This is a genomic window from uncultured Desulfovibrio sp. (assembly GCF_949282365.1).
In the GTDB taxonomy this organism is placed as follows: domain Bacteria; phylum Desulfobacterota; class Desulfovibrionia; order Desulfovibrionales; family Desulfovibrionaceae; genus Desulfovibrio.
In genome coordinates this window covers 156,237-173,718 of record NZ_CASDOY010000001.1, presented here as the reverse complement: position 1 = coordinate 173,718, position 17,482 = coordinate 156,237, and the positions used below count along the sequence as shown (strand labels likewise).

General features: G+C 65.3%; 16 protein-coding genes and 1 tRNA gene. 12 read left to right on the top strand and 5 right to left on the bottom strand.

The genetic code is table 11. The features are described from left to right. Window positions 1-223: 223 nt before the first annotated feature. The 5 genes from Q1X76_RS00740 to pyrR form a co-directional block, all read right to left on the bottom strand. Window positions 224-1,129 (bottom strand): NAD(P)H-hydrate dehydratase, encoded by a 906-nt coding sequence (locus tag Q1X76_RS00740; protein WP_300717462.1) that lies wholly within the window; start codon window positions 1,127-1,129, stop codon window positions 224-226. Then, complete coding sequence (locus Q1X76_RS00735; protein WP_300717461.1) at window positions 1,117-1,713, bottom strand: DUF3343 domain-containing protein; 597 nt, start codon at window positions 1,711-1,713, stop codon at window positions 1,117-1,119. Before Q1X76_RS00735 ends, Q1X76_RS00740 begins: the two co-directional genes overlap by 13 nt. A 48-nt stretch (window positions 1,714-1,761) precedes the next feature. Then, a complete protein-coding gene (locus tag Q1X76_RS00730) occupies window positions 1,762-1,980 on the bottom strand; it encodes a sulfurtransferase TusA family protein (protein ID WP_300717460.1) in 219 nt (72 codons plus the stop codon). Then, entirely contained in the window at window positions 1,980-3,074 is a 1,095-nt protein-coding gene (gene yedE / locus Q1X76_RS00725; protein WP_300717459.1) for a YedE family putative selenium transporter, read from the bottom strand. Before yedE ends, Q1X76_RS00730 begins: the two co-directional genes overlap by 1 nt. Window positions 3,075-3,460: 386 nt before the next feature. Continuing rightward, window positions 3,461-3,997 (bottom strand): bifunctional pyr operon transcriptional regulator/uracil phosphoribosyltransferase PyrR, encoded by a 537-nt coding sequence (gene pyrR, locus Q1X76_RS00720; protein WP_300717458.1) that lies wholly within the window; start codon window positions 3,995-3,997, stop codon window positions 3,461-3,463. Between the two features lie 119 nt (window positions 3,998-4,116). On the opposite strand from pyrR, the gene Q1X76_RS00715 reads away from it, so the two are divergent. The 12 genes from Q1X76_RS00715 (at window position 4,117) to Q1X76_RS00660 (ending at window position 17,459) form a co-directional block, all read left to right on the top strand. Continuing rightward, entirely contained in the window at window positions 4,117-4,443 is a 327-nt protein-coding gene (locus Q1X76_RS00715; protein ID WP_300717457.1) for an IscA/HesB family protein, read from the top strand. A gap of 174 nt (window positions 4,444-4,617) precedes the next feature. Beyond that, the gene (locus tag Q1X76_RS00710; protein ID WP_300717456.1) at window positions 4,618-4,944 is read left to right on the top strand and encodes an IscA/HesB family protein; all 327 of its coding nucleotides are present in this window, start codon (window positions 4,618-4,620) and stop codon (window positions 4,942-4,944) included. A gap of 178 nt (window positions 4,945-5,122) precedes the next feature. After that, on the top strand, window positions 5,123-5,443 hold the full coding sequence (locus Q1X76_RS00705) for an IscA/HesB family protein (RefSeq protein ID WP_300717455.1): 321 nt from the start codon (window positions 5,123-5,125) through the stop codon (window positions 5,441-5,443). Between the two features lie 202 nt (window positions 5,444-5,645). Further along, window positions 5,646-9,104 carry a transcription-repair coupling factor gene (gene mfd / locus Q1X76_RS00700; RefSeq protein WP_300717454.1) on the top strand — a complete coding sequence of 1,153 codons (3,459 nt, stop codon included), beginning with the start codon at window positions 5,646-5,648 and terminating at the stop codon, window positions 9,102-9,104. An 81-nt stretch (window positions 9,105-9,185) separates the two neighbouring features. Continuing rightward, window positions 9,186-10,124, top strand: a complete 939-nt coding sequence (locus Q1X76_RS00695) for a SurA N-terminal domain-containing protein (RefSeq protein ID WP_300717453.1) — start codon at window positions 9,186-9,188, stop codon at window positions 10,122-10,124. 71 nt (window positions 10,125-10,195) lie between these two features. Next, a complete protein-coding gene (locus Q1X76_RS00690) occupies window positions 10,196-11,194 on the top strand; it encodes a helix-turn-helix domain-containing protein (RefSeq protein ID WP_300717452.1) in 999 nt (332 codons plus the stop codon). Further along, window positions 11,194-11,946 (top strand): DNA repair protein RecO C-terminal domain-containing protein, encoded by a 753-nt coding sequence (locus tag Q1X76_RS00685; RefSeq protein ID WP_300717451.1) that lies wholly within the window; start codon window positions 11,194-11,196, stop codon window positions 11,944-11,946. The genes Q1X76_RS00690 and Q1X76_RS00685 overlap by 1 nt, the downstream gene beginning before the upstream one ends. A gap of 116 nt (window positions 11,947-12,062) precedes the next feature. Further along, complete coding sequence (glyQ, locus tag Q1X76_RS00680) at window positions 12,063-12,941, top strand: glycine--tRNA ligase subunit alpha (protein WP_300717450.1); 879 nt, start codon at window positions 12,063-12,065, stop codon at window positions 12,939-12,941. Window positions 12,942-12,944: 3 nt separating this feature from the next. Continuing rightward, window positions 12,945-15,035, top strand: a complete 2,091-nt coding sequence (gene glyS, locus Q1X76_RS00675; RefSeq protein ID WP_300717449.1) for a glycine--tRNA ligase subunit beta — start codon at window positions 12,945-12,947, stop codon at window positions 15,033-15,035. A gap of 141 nt (window positions 15,036-15,176) precedes the next feature. Then, the gene (gene rpsT, locus Q1X76_RS00670; protein ID WP_300717448.1) at window positions 15,177-15,446 is read left to right on the top strand and encodes a 30S ribosomal protein S20; all 270 of its coding nucleotides are present in this window, start codon (window positions 15,177-15,179) and stop codon (window positions 15,444-15,446) included. Between the two features lie 66 nt (window positions 15,447-15,512). Next, a tRNA-Arg gene (locus Q1X76_RS00665) sits at window positions 15,513-15,589 on the top strand. A 205-nt stretch (window positions 15,590-15,794) separates the two neighbouring features. Then, window positions 15,795-17,459, top strand: a complete 1,665-nt coding sequence (locus tag Q1X76_RS00660) for a sigma 54-interacting transcriptional regulator (RefSeq protein ID WP_300717447.1) — start codon at window positions 15,795-15,797, stop codon at window positions 17,457-17,459. The last annotated feature ends 23 nt before the right edge of the window (window positions 17,460-17,482 follow it).

Genomic DNA, 17,482 nt, shown 5'->3' with positions numbered 1-17,482 from the left:
GGGCGGGTGCCGGCAGGCACTTGGAGAGCGTCCCCCGGCCTTCCTGACAGCAGACCGTATGAATGCCCTGGCTGCGATGTGTGAAGACGGACAAGGCGCTGGCTTTGTCCGTCTTTTCGCAGGGAGCGGAGAAGGCTGGTGAAAAGTCCGCTGACCGAAGATCCCTTCAGCCGGGCGGCGCCCCCCAGTAGTCCCGGTCCGGCGGTATCTGCCGGGAGCGGGATCAGGGCTGTCCCAGCAGGGCGGCTTCCCCGGCGCTGCGGGGCAGGACTTCCGGCAGGGCGGCGATGAGGTGGCTGACGGGAGTGGCCGGGTCCGGGCGGCAGTGGGCCGCCAGACGACGGGCCAGGCGGGCGGCGGCCAGAGCGGCCGGGGCCACAGGCAGACCGGTGCACAGCAGGCCCGTGACCAGACCGGTCACGATATCGCCGGTGCCGCCGATACATTCCATGGCCGGTACGGACGGGCTGTCCACGACCGCGTAAGTCTGGCCCTGGTGGATGACATGATCGGCCCTGCCCTTGATGAGCAGGTCGGCAGGGCAGTTGCCGTGGGCCTGCGCCCGGGCCAGCAGCGCGGGGATGTTCTGTTCCTCGGCCAGCAGGAAGCCGCGGGTGTAGAAAGGATGGGGGGCCTTTTCATCAGCCAGGAAGGCCAGCTCGCCCACATCCGGGGTGAAGAGGGCGTAGGCGTCGGCATAGCCGCTCATCTTGGCCACATACATGAAGCCCGCGTCCGCCACCATCAGGGGCGTTTGGGGCAGGGCCTGCACGGCCAGCAGCAGGCGGTTGTGCCAGTCCACATCGGGGAAAAGATAATGGAAGGTCAGGCCGTGCGGGGCCAGGTCCGGCAGGGCCTGTTCCAGCCAGGCGTACAGGCTGCGGCTGCCGCTGCCGGAGCCCGTATCGCCCGCCAGCAGCAGGGCGGGCGGCGGGCAGGAGAGCGCGGCGCAGGTCTGCAGGGCCGTGGCGGCTAGGGCCGCCGTACCGCGTTCCACGGGGACGTTGCGGCCGTCGGGCAGCAGCAGTTCCGGGCCGGACAGGCGGGGCAGGACATCGGGAGACGCAGTCAGCGCCGGTGTCAGCAGGGAAAAATCAGGATCGGGAACAGTGCCGGCTATGATCCACATGCGAGCTGCCTCCGTATCTCCTCAAAGGCTTTCTGCAGGCTGTAGCAGCACAGGGTCTGTCCCAGGCTCAGGGGCTCGGGGGCCGTGTCCAGCGTCTGGCCGCACAGGCAGTGGGCCAGCCAGGGCACATCGGGGCAGCCGCCCCCGGAGATGTTGACGATGCGTTTGTCGCGGCAGTCCACCGTGATCTTCATGTTGGCCGCGCGGACCATGAGCCAGTGATCCAGACGGCTGCTCTGGAACAGCGATACCGGTTCCAGCAGCACATCGTGGGCACTGACCACCTGTTCCGGTTCCAGCCCGGCCATCTTCAGGCTGGCCAAGACGGCCGCCTGGCTGATGAGCGGAAAGACCACCACCATGTCGCAACCGGTGCGCATCTGTGGTGGCGGACCCTTGACGTCGATGTCGAGGCCCTGTTCCCGCAGCAGGCGTTCGGCGCGGATGACGTCCCCGGTATGGGCAAAGGCCAGCAGGCCCCGGTCGGAAAGGGCGCGCGGGGCTTCTTCGGCCTGGCGGGCCTTGGGCAGGAATTTGCCGAGGCTTTTGCCGAGTGTGGTGAAAAAATGCTTGGCTGCTGTCATGCTTTTCCAGAAAAGGGCGGCCCGAAGGCCGCCCTTGCAGGTTGCGTCTCAGGCCTGACGGCTGACTTCCAGCCGCCAGATGCCGTTTTCTTCGTTCACCGTGACATCGAAACCGCTGTTGCGCGCGGCGCGGCTCACGTTCTCGCGGCTGGCGTCATTGTCCACCAGGACGGAGAAAGGCCCGTCGGGCTCTTTTTTGACAGCAGTCAAAAACATCAGCACAGGCTGGGGGCAGGAGAGCCCGCAGGTATCGATCAGGGTCGCCATTACGCACCTCGCTTGCAGTTGAAGAAACCGATGAGCAGGCAGACGGCCAGGCCGCCCAGAGCGCCCAGCATGCCGTTGGGGCCGATGCCCGCCGTGCTGGAAGCCATGCCGAAGTTGTGGGCGCAGGCGGCGCCCACGATGAGGCCGACCACGAAGATGGCGGCATCGTTGTCGCCTTCACCGGCCATGAAGAGCTGACGACCGGGGCAGCCGCCGGCCAGGGCAAAGGCCAGACCGGCCGTCACCATGCCCAGGAAGTTCCACAGGGCGTCGGTATGGGCCACGGGCTGGCCTTCAAAACCGGGATGGAAGCCGCCGATGGCCAGGTTGGCCACCAGGGCGGCAACCAGCATGGCCAGGAAGCCCAGGGCCAGATGCCACTGGTTGAACAGCAGAACGTCACGCACGGCACCCATGGTGCAGAAGCGGCTGCGCTGGGCCAGGAAGCCTACCAGCAGACCGGCGCCCAGCGAGAGCAGGAAGGGGGCGTGCATGGAGCCGGGACCCTTGAGGGAGTAGAACAGAACGCCGCTCTGGGCCTGGCCGGCCACCGGGGGATTGAACAGGTAGACGGCCACCAGGGCCAGCATGATGCCCGGCAGGATTAGGCCGGATGCCTTGCTCTGGCTCTGGCTGCGGCCCAGGGAGAAGCCCATGCGGAAGAAGACCGTGCCCACGCCGATGCCGACCACCAGGCCGGCCAGACCGAAGAGGGCGTTGGCGTCGCCGCCGGCCAGACGCATGATGACGCGCCAGGGGCAGCCTAGGAAGACCAGGGCGCCGATGGCCGCGATGACGCCCAGCAGGAAGCGGACAGCGGGGGACGAGCCGCCGCGGGCGCGGTATTCGCCGAAGCAGAGGGCGGCGGCCAGGGAGCCCAGCACCATACCCAGGATCTCGGGACGCAGGTACTGGACGATGGCCGCGCGATGCAGGCCCACGGCGCCGGCGATGTCGCGGTTGAAGCAGACCACGCAGATACCCATGTTACCGGGGTTGCCCGCGAACTGCAGATAGACGGCCACGAGGCCCAGGACAAGGCCCGTGACCACGATGCCTGTGGTGGACGAGAAAAGATTGAGACTGTTTTTCATGCGACCCCCCATACGGGATGCGGCAAAAGTTTGAACACTGCGCGCGGGTCCGTTGCGGACCATGGGGATGGGGAGCGGATTCTGATGCGATACGGAATCAGGACATGCGGCCGGCACACACCCACCCCCCTGCGCTCCACACCGTGAAGCCGGTGGAACTGCGTCAGGTATGGTGCATGGGCATATCCTTCACTCCTTGGGACAGGGAAGACAGAAGTCAGCCTAGGAAAAGAGCAGGGCCCGGTCAAGTCCTTTTGGGAAAAAAGGCGGCAGCATCGCCTGCGGCGGGATATGACCGGACACCGGGTGACGGCGGCGGCGACACCTCCAGGACATGCCGGTGGCGGCCATAAAAAAGGGGCCTCCCGAAGGGGCCCCTGAGCGGTTCAGTTTTTCGACGTCAGCAGGACTTCGTCGCGTCCGTCCCGTTCCTTCAGCAGGACATCCACCTGCTCCTGCGGGCGTGTCTCCACGCTGCGGCCCACATAGTCGGCCTGTATGGGCAGCTCGCGATGGCCGCGATCCACAAGCACCAAAAGTTCCACCCTGCTGGGGCGGCCGTAATCCAGCAGGGCCTCCAGGGCGGCGCGGATGGTGCGGCCGCTGAACAGCACGTCATCTATAAGGATGATCTCCGCATTGTCCACGGGGGCGGTGATGCGCGACTGTCCGATGTGGGGCTTGCCCTCCAGGCTCGTCCAGTCGTCACGGTACAGGTTGATGTCCAGCGTGCCCAGCGGCAGGGAGCGCTGCAGCTTCTGCTGCATCAGGGCGGCCAGACGGCGGGCAAGGTCCGCGCCGCGGCGTTCGATGCCCACCAGCATGACGCGCTCGCACTGGCCGTGCCGTTCCAGCAGCTCGCAGGCAAGACGTTCCAGAATCAGGTTCAGTTCCTCTTTGTCCAGCAGCAATGTCGTGGGCATAATCCCTCCAGAAATGATTTCTTTCCATACTCCTTTTTGCCGGCGGAGAAAAGACCCGGGGCGATTGACAATCCCGGGGGCTGACCTTACATGTTACGGGCAACACTGGAGGTAGTGCCATGCTAACGTTGACCGATGCCGCCCGGAAGGAACTGGAAGGCTTTTTTGCCAACAGGGAAAAAGCCACCATCCGCATCTACCTTGCCCCCGGCGGCTGTTCCGGCCCGCGCCTTGCCCTGGCGCTGGACGAAGCCGGTGAGAGCGACACCAGGATCGAGCAGGGCGGTTTTGCCTTCTGCATCAATAACGAACTCTTGCAGCAGGTGAAAAGTGTCGGCATCGATGCCAATTACATGGGCTTCATGGTGACGCCCGAAGTCCCGCTGCCCTCGTCGGGCGGCAGCGCCTGCGGCGGTTGCTGCGGCGCCTGCGGCAGCCAGCAGTAGCCCGGTACCGCAGGGCATTTTGCCCCGCGGCCCTGATGCTTCGAACGAGACCAAGACCACCTTCTGCATCAATACCTGCCGCTGCCGGCGGAGCGCCGTGCGTCGTTGACAGGAACGCGCCTCTGCTGTTGCGGGATACGCAAGGCACCGCGGCGCGGCATCACAGGAGAAGGAATGATTACTTTGTCTGAAGCTGTCCGCAAGGAACTAGAAGCCTATTTTTCGGGTAAGGAACGTCAGACCATCCGTGTGTTCCTTGCCCCCGGCGGCTGCTCCGGTCCCCGTCTTGCCCTGGCGCTGGACGAGCCCGGGGACGGGGATACCAAAATCGAGCAGGACGGCTTTGCCTTCTGCATCAATACCGAGCTGCTCCGGCAGGTGAAAAGCCTCAGCATCGACCTGAGCTACATGGGCTTCACCGTGACCCCCGAAGTGCCCCTGCCCTCGTCGGGCGAGAGCTCTTGCGGCGGTTGTTGCGGCAGTTGCGGCAGCCAGCAGTGATCCCATCCGGCCGGGGCGGCGGCTACGCTTCCTGCCGGTTTTTGTCATAACGGAAGTTCCCGACTTCCGCCCCCACCAACTGCCGTGACCGGCGGGGAGGGCCTGATGCCTCGAGGGCATCCGGTCCGGCTCCTGACGGGCAGGACGCTCCGCGGATACGGCCCAGAGAGGAAAAGGAATGATCAATCTGTCTGAAAATGCTCGTAAAGAGCTGGAAGCCTACTTCGCGGACAAGGAACGCCAGTCCATCCGCGTGTTTCTTGCCCCCGGCGGCTGAAGCGGCCCGCGTCTTGCCCTGGCTCTGGATGAGCCGAACGCACAGGACAGCACCGAGGAAGTCGACGGTTTCACTTTCTGCATGGCCACCGATCTGGTGGCGCAGATCGGGGGCGTCTCCATCGATATGACCTACATGGGATTCACGGTGGACCCCGATATCCCGCTGGCCTCCTCCGGCAGCAGCTGCGGCAGTTGCAGCAGCAGTTGCAGCAGTCACTAGGCGGATCATGATCCGTCACGCTGTCCGTGCAGGGAAATGTTCCCGCACCGCCCGGATGCGCATGGCGCATTTCCCGGGTCGCTTGAAGCATGGCCCCCGACAGCATAGATAGAGATCCCGCAAGGCGGCCTTCGGGCCGCCTTTTTTCAAATCCGGCCTTTTCGGCGTCGCACGTCGTTTTTGCCTTTTCCGGCGGACAGTCATGGCAGATATCCTTTCCCTGCTTTCGGGCCCGGCCGAGGCCCGGCACTGGCAGCGCAGCGGCCTCGTCTCCTGTTGCCGCCTGGCGTGTGCCGCTCTGGACCAGGGACGCAGCAGCGTCATCCTGGTGCGCCAGCGCGAGGAATACAGCGCGGCCCGCGCCCTGCTGACCCTTTTTTCCCCCTCCCTCTCCCTTGCCGACGCGGCGCTGGACGTTCCGGTCTGGAAGCTGCCCTTTGCCGGGCTCCCGGCCGGTCTGCTGCTGCGGCGCGACCGGGATTCCTGGGCGGGACGACTGGCGGCACTATACAGCCTTGCCCAGGGGGAGCCCCGCTGCCTGATCCTGAGCGTGGAAGCGCTCCTGCTGCGCCATGTACCGCGCGACTTTTTCGCCAGGCATACGCTGGACCTTGCCCGGGGCAGCGACTTTTCCCCTGAACTGATCCTGGAACAGGCCGTGGAATGGGGTTATGAGCGGGTCCCGCTGGTCACCCGGCCGGGGCAGATGGCCCGGCGCGGCGATATCCTCGATATTTTTCCTTCCGGCTATCTGCGCCCGGTGCGCATGGAGTTTTTCGGCGATACCCTGGAGGAGCTGCGCCTGTTCGACGGAGAGAGCCAGCGCTCCCTGCAGGGCCTGGACGAGATCACCCTGCTGCCCGCCCTGCCGTTCGTGCTGGATCCCCGGGGCCTGGCCGCGGCCCGCGAGCGCATGGACAGGCTGTTCGCCGGTGCCCGCATCAGCGAGAACGACTGCTATACCTTCAAGAAGACCCTGGATGCCGGCGGCCTGGGCCTGCTGCCCGGGCTCGTGCACGAAGCCTCCAGCAGGATAGCGGACTGGTTGCCGGAGGAGCCGCTCTGGTTCCTGCCCGGGCAGGCCGACTGCGAAGAGGCCCTGCACGGCACGGCCATGCAGCTGCGCGACCAGCTGGAAGAAGACGACGCCCCCCTGCCGCAGCCTGCGGCCCTGTGCCTGAATGGCAGCCTGCAGGAAGTCCCCTGGAAAGAGGCGCGCCACTTCCATCTGGAGCCCCTGGTCATGGGGGTGGACTGTGCCGGGGATGACGTGCAGGAGCGGCCGCTGCATGTCTTCACGGATCTTTTCCCCGTTCCCGGGGCGTCCGACAGGCCATGGCAGCATCTGGCCGCGGGCCTGAAGGAATGGCAGAACAGGCGCCATCAGGTCGTGCTGAGCTTCTCCTCGCAACGCAGCCGGGCCAAGTTCCTCAAGTTGGCCGAACAGGAGGGCATCGTCCCCTCCCTGCGCTATGCTCCCGGGCAGCACGGCCTGTTCGCCCTGGTCTCTCCCTGGCGTTCCGGCGCGGAACTGGTCTGGGACGACAGCCTCGTGCTGGGCGAGGATATCCTCTATCCGCGCGCGGAAAAGAAAGCGCGTTCCTCTTCGCGCGTCTTCAAGGGCCTGGACAGCTTTGACGACCTCAAGGCCGGGGATCTGCTCGTCCACCGGGACTACGGCATCGGGCGCTTCGCCGGGCTGCATCATCTGGTGCAGGGCGGGCAGGGCAACGATTTCCTGCTGGTGGAATACTCCGGGCAGGACAGGCTCTATGTGCCGGTGGACCGTCTGGGCCTGATTCAGCGCTTCAAGGGCGGCGAGGGCGCGGAACCGGCCCTGGACCGCCTGGGCGGGGCCGGCTGGACCTCCGGCAAGGAGAAGGTCCGCAAGGCCATCGAGAAGATAGCGGCCGACCTGGTGGAGATGTACGCCTACCGCAAGGTGGCCAAAGGCTTCCGCTACGACCCGCCGGGCGAGCTCTACCACGAGTTCGAGGCGACCTTCGGTTTTGAAGAGACGCCGGATCAGGCCCGCGCCATCGAAGACGTGCTGTCCGACATGGACAAGTCCGAACCCATGGACCGCCTGGTCTGCGGTGATGTGGGCTTCGGCAAGACCGAGGTGGCCCTGCGGGCCGCCTTCCGCGCCGCCAGCGAAGGACGGCAGGTGGCCTTGCTCTGTCCCACCACGGTGCTGGCCGAGCAGCATTACCAGACTTTCCGGACCCGTCTGGCCGGTTTTCCCGTCACGGTGGGCCTGCTGAGCCGTTTCGTGCCCCGGGCCAAACAGAAAGAGATCCTCAAGGCCGCCGCCGAAGGCCAGATCGACATCCTTCTGGGCACGCACCGCCTGCTTTCGGCCGACGTGTCCCTGCCCAACCTCTCGCTGCTCATCCTGGACGAGGAGCAGCGTTTCGGCGTGCGGCACAAGGAAAAGCTCAAGGCCCTGAAGAAGAACGTGGACGTGCTGACCCTGACGGCCACGCCCATCCCCCGGACCCTGCAGCTGTCCATGTCCGGCATCCGGGACCTTTCGGTCATCGAGACCGCGCCGCAGGACCGCAAGCCCGTGGCCACGGCCGTGCTGCGCCGGGACGAGGCCACCCTGCGCACGGTGCTGGAGCGGGAGCTGGCCCGCGAGGGGCAGGTCTTCTGGGTCTACAACCGGGTGCAGGGCCTGGAGCGTGTGGCCGAATATGTCCGCAAGCTGGTGCCCCATGCGCGGATAGGCATGGCACACGGCCAGATGTCGGAACACGAGCTGGAAAGCAACATGCACAAATTCTGGCACGGCGAGCTGGATGTGCTGGTCTGTACGGCTATTGTCGAATCCGGTCTGGATTTCCCCCGTGCCAATACCCTGGTGGTGGACCAGGCCCAGCTTTTCGGACTGGGACAGCTCTACCAGCTGAGGGGCCGGGTGGGCCGCAGCGACCGTCAGGCCTATGCCTTCTTTGTGGTGCCGGATACCGAACATCTGAGCGAGGTGGCCGAGGAGCGCCTGCGCATCATCATGGACATGGATTATCTGGGGGCCGGTTTCCAGGTGGCCATGGAGGATCTGCGCCTGCGCGGGGCGGGCAATATCCTGGGCGAAGTGCAGTCCGGCCATATGGGGCGGGTGGGGCTCGACCTCTACCTTGAGATGCTGGAAGAAGCTGTGGCCCGTCTCAAGGGCACGCCCATGACCCAGGACGTGGAGACGGAGCTCAATCTCGGCCTGCCGGCCCACATCCCCCAGTCCTATATCGAAGACGGCCGCGAGCGCCTGCGCTGCTACAAGGCCCTGACCGCGGCTGCCAGCGGCGCGGCCCGGGAGGAGGCGGCCCTTTCCATGCGCGACCGTTTCGGTGCTTTCCCGCCGGAACTGGTCAATTTTATCGCTGTCCTCGACTTCAAGCAGTTCCTGGGCCGCATGCAGGTCCAGCGCGCCGACATCTATCTGGATCATGTGCGCCTGGTCTGGGCCGACGGACAGACCGCCGTACAGCCGGAACGCATCCTGCGGCTGGTGGCCTCCATGGAAGGGGCCCGGATGCAGCCGCCCGCGGCTCTGGTGCTGCCCCTGCCCGCGGACAGGGATTTCGCCGTGGGCCTGCGGGAGCTGCGGCAGGCCCTGGAAGGCCTCCGCGCGCCGGAAGGCCCGGGGGACCAGGCCTAGGCGCCGGCGATTGCCAAAGAGGGAAATATTGGCTATTTTCGGCAGCCACTACAGCATATGCGTCTAACGGGAGAATTCGCCTTGAAAAAATCTGCCCTTCTTTTCCTGCTGGCATGGCTTTGCCTGGCCTGCACGGCCCAGGCTGCCCAGGTCAACAAGATTGCCGCCGTAGTCAACGGGCAGGTCATCACCATGTTTGACCTGCAGAAGACCGCCCTGCCCGAGCTGGGACGTGCCCGCCTCAATCCCAACGACCCCAAACAGGCGGACAAGGTCAACATCGTTTTCCGCAAGGTGCTGGACTCCATGATCATGGACATCCTGCTGGAGCAGGAAGCCAAGCGCTTGAGCATCACCGTCTCCGACAGCGAGATCGATCAGGAACTGACCAAGATGATGAAGATGCGCCGCCTGAGCCGCGCCCAGTTCGAAGCCGAGCTGAAAAAGCAGGGCATGAGCGTGGATGAGCTGCGCAAGAACCTCAAGACCAATATGCTGCGCCAGCGTGTGATGGGCGCGGAAGTGGGCCGCCGCGTGGTCGTGACCGACGACGAGATCCGGGCCTATTACGAAAAGCACAAGGATACCCTCTATGACCGTGACGGTCTGCATATGGGGCTGATCGTCTACAATCCCAACGTCAACGCCAAGAGCATCGCCGCCCAGATCGCTTCCGGCTCTCTTTCCTTCGCCGAGGCCGCCCGCAAGTATTCCATCGCTCCCAACCGCGAAAAAGGCGGGGACATGGGCCCGGTGGAATGGGGGCGTCTCAATCCCGAATGGGAAGCCCGCCTGAACAAGATGAAGCCCGGTGATGTGACCGAGATCTTCAACGTGCAGGGGCACAAGGCCCAGGTGCATCTCTTCCGCCCGGGCCAGAGCGGCCCCGGCCGCCCCATGACCTTCGACGAGGCCCGCCCCCTCATCGACAACATCCTGCGCCAGCCCAAGGCCATGGAACGCTTTGACGAGTATTCCCAGCAGCTGCGCAGCAGGGCCGTCATCGACATCCGTCTGTAACAGCTTCCGGCCGGAACCATGGCGGGGAGACCCGGCCGGCAGATACCAGTTTTCCCCGTATCGAGGTTTGCATGACTTTTGAAGAACTGGGTGCGGCACTGTGCGCGGAACGCGAGCGCCGCGGCCTGAGCCTTGCTGATGTGGCCGGTCATCTGAAGATCAGCACGCGGCTCATCCAGGCCCTGGAGGCCGGGGATCTCTCGGCGCTTCCCCATCCCGCCTATACCAAGGGTTTCCTGCGCGCCTATGCGTCCTACATGGCGCTGGAGCCTGCCGGAGTGGCGGAGGTGCTGCATGCCCTGCAACCCGTCACGACCACGGAATGCGTCGTCATGGCGGGCGATGACGGCCTGCGCAGCGGTCATGCCATCCTGCATCATGGCGCCCGTCATGGTCTGGCGGGCTGGGTGCGCATCTTCCTCCTGGCCCTGGTGCTGGCCGCTCTGGCCGGCGGCGGCTGGATGCTGTGGCAGCAGGGCGTGTTCAGGGATCTGACCGGCGGCAAGGAACAGAGCCTACCCACCGCCGAACCCGCCGCAGTGGCTCCCGCCCCTGTGCCCGTGAGCCCGGACCAGCCCGCGACGCCGCCCGCCGCTCCTGCTGCGGGTGCGCAGACGGCCCCCGCGCCGCAGACCGGCAGCAGTGGCGCTCCCGCCGCTCCTGCGACGGGCACGACGCCCCCTGCCGCCGGCGCGCTGCCTGACCGCAGTGCGGCTCCCGCATATACGGGCATGATGGATACGCGGCCTGCGGAACTGACCTGGGGCCAGACGGCCAATGCGGCCACGGTCCAGGATGCGGCCGCCGCGGATTCCACGCTGCCTGCGGGCCGGCATCGGCTGGTGGTGACCGGCATCGGCGACTGCTGGATGCGGGCCACGGTGGACGGTGAAGTCCGCCAGTTCTCGGTACGCAAGGGAGATATCATCACGCTGGAATTCGGCACGGGCCTGGAAGTCAAGCTGGGCAATGCCGGCGGTGTCCAGCTGACATATGACGGCGCGGAGCTGCCGGCCCCCGGCCAGACCGGTCAGGTGAAGACCCTGGTCTTCCCCCCTGCCGCCAACTGATGGAATGGACGGATCAGGCGCTCGTGCTGCGCATGGGCGCCTTTCGCGAGTCTGATCTCTGGCTCAGGCTGCTCTGCCGCAAACACGGTCTGCTGACGGTGTTCGCCTTCGGCGGCAGCCGGAGCCGGCGGCGTTTCTGCGGTTGTCTGGACGTGCTGAACACTCTGCGGGGCCGGGTCAGGTCTTCGCGGGACGGCCGTTTCCTTAATCTTGAAGAAGCCACCCTGACGCGCGGGCCGCGCCTTTTGCGCCGCAACTGGCAGCGCATGGGCCTGGCGGCCAACTGCCTGCGTTTCGTGGAGGCCATGGGCGTCAGCGAGGACGCCGCGGAGGAATCCTTCCTTCTGATGGAGGACCTGCGCGAGGCCCTGGAAGCGGAACAGGCCCCGCCTGTCCTGCTGCCTCTGTATTTTCGCCTGCGTCTGGCCGGTGCCCTGGGCTTTGCTCCCAACCTTGGACAGTGCGGGCGCTGCGGCAGGGCCATCGACGGCCAGGCCCTGTTCGTGGTGGATGAAGGCCAGCTGCGCTGTCCCTCCTGCCGCAGCGGCCGTTTCGAGCCGGAGCGCTACGGCGTCGAGGTCCCGGCGGAAGGACTTGACCTTCTGCGCCGCGTGCAGCAAAGTTTTCCGTCCGCCTGGCCCGGCGGCGAGCTCTCGCCACCGGTGCGGCGGGCCTGTGCCCGGGCCATCGACGGCTTTGTCCAGTATCATCTGGGGCTGGCCTGGGAGGGCAGCTATTTTCGTCGGGTCTGAGTCTGCCCGTCCCGGAGAGCGGGGCAAAAGACGACGAAGGGGACGCGTCGGACTGGCGGCGCCGTAGCTGACGCGAGCGTCGCGTCGTGCCGAAATGTGTTAAAAAAGGACTGCACATGTATTTTCAGGATGTCATCCTTACCCTGCAACGCTACTGGGCGGAGCAGGGCTGTGTCGTGGAACAGCCTTCAGGCGTGGAATGCGGGGCGGGGACGTTCAACCCCAACACCTTTCTGCGCGTGCTGGGGCCGGAACCCTGGAGCGTGGCCTATGTGGAACCCAGCCGCCGCCCCACGGACGGCCGTTACGGGGAGAACCCCAACCGCCTGCAGCGCTATTTCCAGTTCCAGGTCATCATGAAGCCTTCGCCCGCCAACGTGCAGGAGCTGTATCTGGAAAGCCTGCACGCCCTGGGCATCAATCCCGCCCAGCATGATATCCGCTTTGTGGAGGACGACTGGGAATCGCCCACCCTGGGCGCCTGGGGCCTGGGCTGGGAAGTGTGGCTCAACGGCATGGAAGTGAGCCAGTTCACCTATTTCCAGCAGGTGGGCGGCATCGACCTGCACCCCGTCAGTGTGGAACTGACCTATGGTCTGGAACGCCTGACCATGTACCTGCAGGGCGTGGAATCCGTCTACGATCTGAAATGGAACAAAAATGTGACCTATGGCCACATCTACCACCAGAACGAAGTGGAGCAGTCCAAACACAACTTTGAGGCCAGCGATCCCGAGATGCTGCTGCGTCATTTCAATGATTTTGAAGGCCAGTGCAAGGCCATGCTGGAGCAGAACCTGCCCTGGCCCGCCTATGACTACTGCCTCAAGTGTTCCCACGCCTTCAACCTGCTGGATGCACGCGGCGCCATCTCCATCACGGAACGCGCCGGCTATATCGGCCGGGTGCGCGCTCTGGCGGCCGGTGTGGCCAAACTGTATGTGGCCCAGCGTGAAGAACTGGGTTATCCGATGCTCAACACCGAGGCGAGGTAAGGCATGGCTACCTTTGTGCTTGAAATTGGCAGCGAAGAACTGCCTGCCCGTTTTTTGGCCGGCGAAGAAGCCGAACTGGCCGCCCGTTTCACGGCGGCCCTGCAGGAAGCCAGCGTGGAGCACGGTGCCCTGCGCACCATGAGCACGCCGCGCCGCGCCCTTGTCATCATTGAAGACGTCAACCCCGTGCAGCGGGAGCGTGAAGAAGAGATCGCCGGCCCGCCTGTGCGGGTGGCCTATGCCGCTGACGGCAAACCCAGCAAGGCCCTGGAAGGCTTTGCGCGCACCAATGGCGTGAGCGTGGAGGATGTCTACCGCATCACCACCGAAAAGGGCGAGTATGTGGCCGTGCGCAAACGCATCGGCGGCGCTGCCGTGGCCGATCTGCTGGCGGAGATCTGCCCCGCCGTCATTACGTCCCTGCCTTTCGGCAAGCGCATGCGCTGGGGCAGCAACAGCCTGGCCTATGCCCGTCCCCTGCGCTGGATCGTAGCCCTGCTGGACGATGCCGTGGTGCCCTTCACCGTGGGCCCCGTGGCTTCCGGCCGTGAGACCATGGGCCACCGCATCCACGGGCATGGCCCCTTCAGCGTGGCCCATGCCGATGAGCTGCTGGCCGTGCTGGCGGAAAAGGGCGGCCTGACGTCCGACGCCGCCGAACGCCGCAAGATCATCGTGGAGGGCGGCAACGCCCAGGCGGCCGCCATGGGCGGCAAGGTGCTGTGGCGCGACGGCCTGCTGGACGAAGTGCAGGGCCTGACCGAACATCCCGTGCCCCTGTTGGCCGATTTCGATCCTTCCTATCTGGAAGTGCCCCGCGAAGTGCTGCTCACCAGCATGGAGAGCCACCAGAAGAGTTTTGGCATCGAAGCCGCCGACGGCAGCCTCATGCCGCATTTCCTGACCGTGCTCAACATCTCCCCCGAGGACATGAGCCTGGTCAAGCACGGCTGGGAGCGCGTGCTGCGCGCCCGCCTGGAGGACGCCCGCTTCTTCTGGCATTCCGATCTGCGCGATGATTTCGATCACTGGCTGGAAAAGCTGGATCATGTCATCTTCATCGGCCGTCTGGGCACCATGGGCGAAAAGACCCGCCGCTTGGAAGAACTCTGCCGCTGGCTGGCCGAGAACGTCAGCCAGGGCAAGGTGGCTGCCGAGGACGCCGCCCGTGCCGGGCGTCTGTCCAAGGCCGATCTGGTGACCGGCATGGTGGGCGAGTTCGATACCCTGCAGGGCATCATGGGCGGCATCTACGCCGGGCGCAAGGGCGAGAGCCCGGTGGTGGCCCAGGCCCTGCGCGAGCAGTACCTGCCCGCCGGTCCCGACAGTCCCGTGCCCGCCAGCCTGTGCGGCGCGCTGCTGTCCATGGCCGACAAAGCCGACACCCTGGTGGGCTGCTTCGGTCTGGGCATGATCCCCACCGGCGCCGCCGACCCCAACGCCCTGCGCCGCTGTGCCTTGGGCATTATCCGCATCGCCCTGGAATTCGATCTGCGTTTCGATATCCGCCAGCTGTTCGCCCGCGCCCACGAGCTCTACGGCGACCGCCCCTGGAAGCTGGCGCCGCAGGAAGCCCTGGACAAGCTGCTGGACTTCTTTGCCGGACGTGTGCGCAATTACTGGCAGAATCGCGGCGAGGACAGCCTGCTGGTGGATGCCGCCCTGGGGGCCGGCGTGGCCGATGTCTGCCAGTGCGGGGCCCGGCTGGCCGCCCTTGCCCGTTTCAGCAGGGAAGCCGGTTATGCCGAGGCCGTGCAGACCTTCAAGCGTGTGGCCAACATCGTGCGCAAGCAGGGCGCGGCTGAACAGCTTGCCGCCGTCTGGCAGGCTGACTTGTTGCACGAAGAGGCCGAAAAGTCCCTGGCCGCTACCCTGACCGATCTGTTGCCGCGTCTGGACAGCCTGTGGCAGAGCGGTGACCACACCGCCGCCCTCAAGACGCTTCTGGAAGTCCGTCCCGTGGTGGATGCCTTCTTCGACGGCGTCATGGTCATGTGCGACGATGCGGCCCTGCGCGCCAATCGTCTGGCCATGCTCAATGCCCTGGGTACCCGCTTCGCGCGGCTGGCGGATTTCGCCGCCCTGCAGATCTAGGCTGTGGAAGGGCGGTGCCCTTCCATGAAAATGCGCCAATCTGGCCACAGAGCTTGACAGATATGCCATGCTCTGCTAAAAATCCGTCTTCACACGAAGGCACTATACCTGCATAGCAGGCCAAAATATCGGAGGAATACCGTGGCTAACCATAAGTCTGCCATCAAGCGTCATAAGCAGAGCCTGAAACACGCCGCCCGCAACCGCGCTGCCCGTACCCGCGTGAAGAACGCCGTCAAGGCCGTGCGCGCCGCCATCCAGGGCAATGACAAGGAACAGGCCAGCAGCGCTCTGACCGTTGCCGCTTCCGTGCTGGCCAAGGCTGCCGGCAAGGGCGCCATGCACTGGAAGAAGGCCGCCCGCAAGCTGTCCCGTCTGTCCCGAGCTGTCAACGGCATCGACGCCCAGTAGAGCGGATACCGGTCAGGTCAGTTTTTGCTTGACTGCCAAAGCCGGGTAACGTAATGTTTCAAACATGCGCTCGTAGCTCAGCTGGATAGAGCAACAGGCTACGAACCTGTAGGCCAGGAGTTCGAATCTCTTCGGGCGCACCATAGCAAAAATAAGCGGTTGGCTGTCAAAGCCGGCCGCTTTTTTTGTCTGTTTCGGGAAGCCGGGGCCTGCTGCCCCATCGGCCGTCCTGGCCGCTTCTGCCGTGCCCCGGAATCGCCGTCCGCCCGGCAGACGGTGCAAGGGCGTATGAGCCTGCCCGGGACCTGCCGCGGGAGCGGTGCCGTCGGCAGGAAAGAGGTTTTTGGCATGAAGCACGACACGACCCCGCCCATGACGTCTGCAACGTCCGGGCAGGAGGACGCCGCCTCCTGTCCTTCTCCGCTGTTGCCCCGGCATCGCGGGCAGGTGCGCGAAACGGTGGACGAGCTGCGGCTGCTGTTCGATATTTCCCAGGTCATCGACCATTCCAAGGACATCAGCCACAGCCTGGAAGCCACGCTCAAGCTCATGGCCCGGCACCTGCATATGATGCGGGGCATGATCACCCTTGTTTCGCCCCATACCGGCGAAATCCGCATCGAGGTGGCGCACGGCCTGAATCCTGCCGAGCAGAGGCGTGGACACTACGCGCTCGGGGAGGGCGTCACGGGGCGCGTCATCCAGAGCGGCCAGCCCATGGTGGTGTCCAACGTCTCGGACAGCCCCATCTTCCTGAACCGGACCCGGTCCCGCGATCTGCAAAAAGACGCCATCGCCTTCATCTGTGTGCCCATCAAGTTCGAGGATGACGTCCTGGGCGCCCTGTCGGTGGACCGTGTCTTCGCGGATGCCGTGACACTTGAGGAAGACGAGCGCGTCCTGACCATCATCGCGTCCATGATCGCCCATGCGGCCAGGGCGCGGCAGCACGTCATGGATGAGCGCATCGCGGCCATCGAAGAGAACATGCGCCTGCGCAACGCCCTGTCCGCACCGCTGCGTCCACATGGTTTCGTAGGCAATTCCGATGCCATGCGCCTTGTCTACGAACAGATCTCCCAGGTGGCGCCGTCCACCACCACCGTACTGCTCTGTGGCGAGAGCGGCACCGGCAAGGAGCTGGCCGCCCACGCCATCCACGCCGCCGGCAAACGCAACACCGGGCCGTTCATTTCCCTGAACTGCGCGGCCCTGCCGGAGAACCTCATCGAGAGCGAACTGTTCGGCCATGAGAAGGGGGCGTTCACCGGAGCCTCGGGCATGCGGAAGGGCCGTTTTGAGCTGGCGGACGGCGGCACGCTCTTTCTCGACGAGGTGGGCGAGCTTTCCCTCATGATCCAGGCCAAGCTGCTCCGCGTGCTGCAGGAGCGTTGCTTCGAGCGCCTCGGCGGTACGGAGACCCTGGCCGTGGACGTGCGCATCATCACGGCCACCAACCGGGACCTCTCCCGCATGGTGGAGGAAGGCACATTCCGCCGCGATCTCTACTACCGCCTGAACGTTTTTCCCATTCACATGCCGCCCCTGCGTGAGCGCCAGAACGACATCCAGCCGCTGGCGGCCTATTTTGCGGACAAGTATGCCGCGGCCAACGGCCGTTCCGGCATCCGCATCTCGCTGGCCGTCATGGACATGCTGCAGCGTTATGACTGGCCCGGCAATATCCGCGAGCTGGAGAACGTCATGGAACGGGCCGTACTGTTGGTGGGGCAGGAGGGACTGATCCTGCCCCAGCATCTGCCCCGGGAACTGCATAGCACGCACTGTCCGTTCGGGCTGTCGGGGCCCGGCAGGCAGGGCGAGATTTGCGCCACCACCGGCACCCTGCAGGATCGCCTGGATGAACTGGAGCGGGCCTGCATCACGGAAGCCCTTGCCCGCCACAAGGGGCACATGGGCCATGCGGCGCAGGCGTTGGGGCTCACCGAGCGCGTCATGGCCCTGCGCATGAAAAAACACGGTATCAGTTACAAGGAATTCCGGCAGCATTGAGCACAAGGACCGGCCAGAAGCTC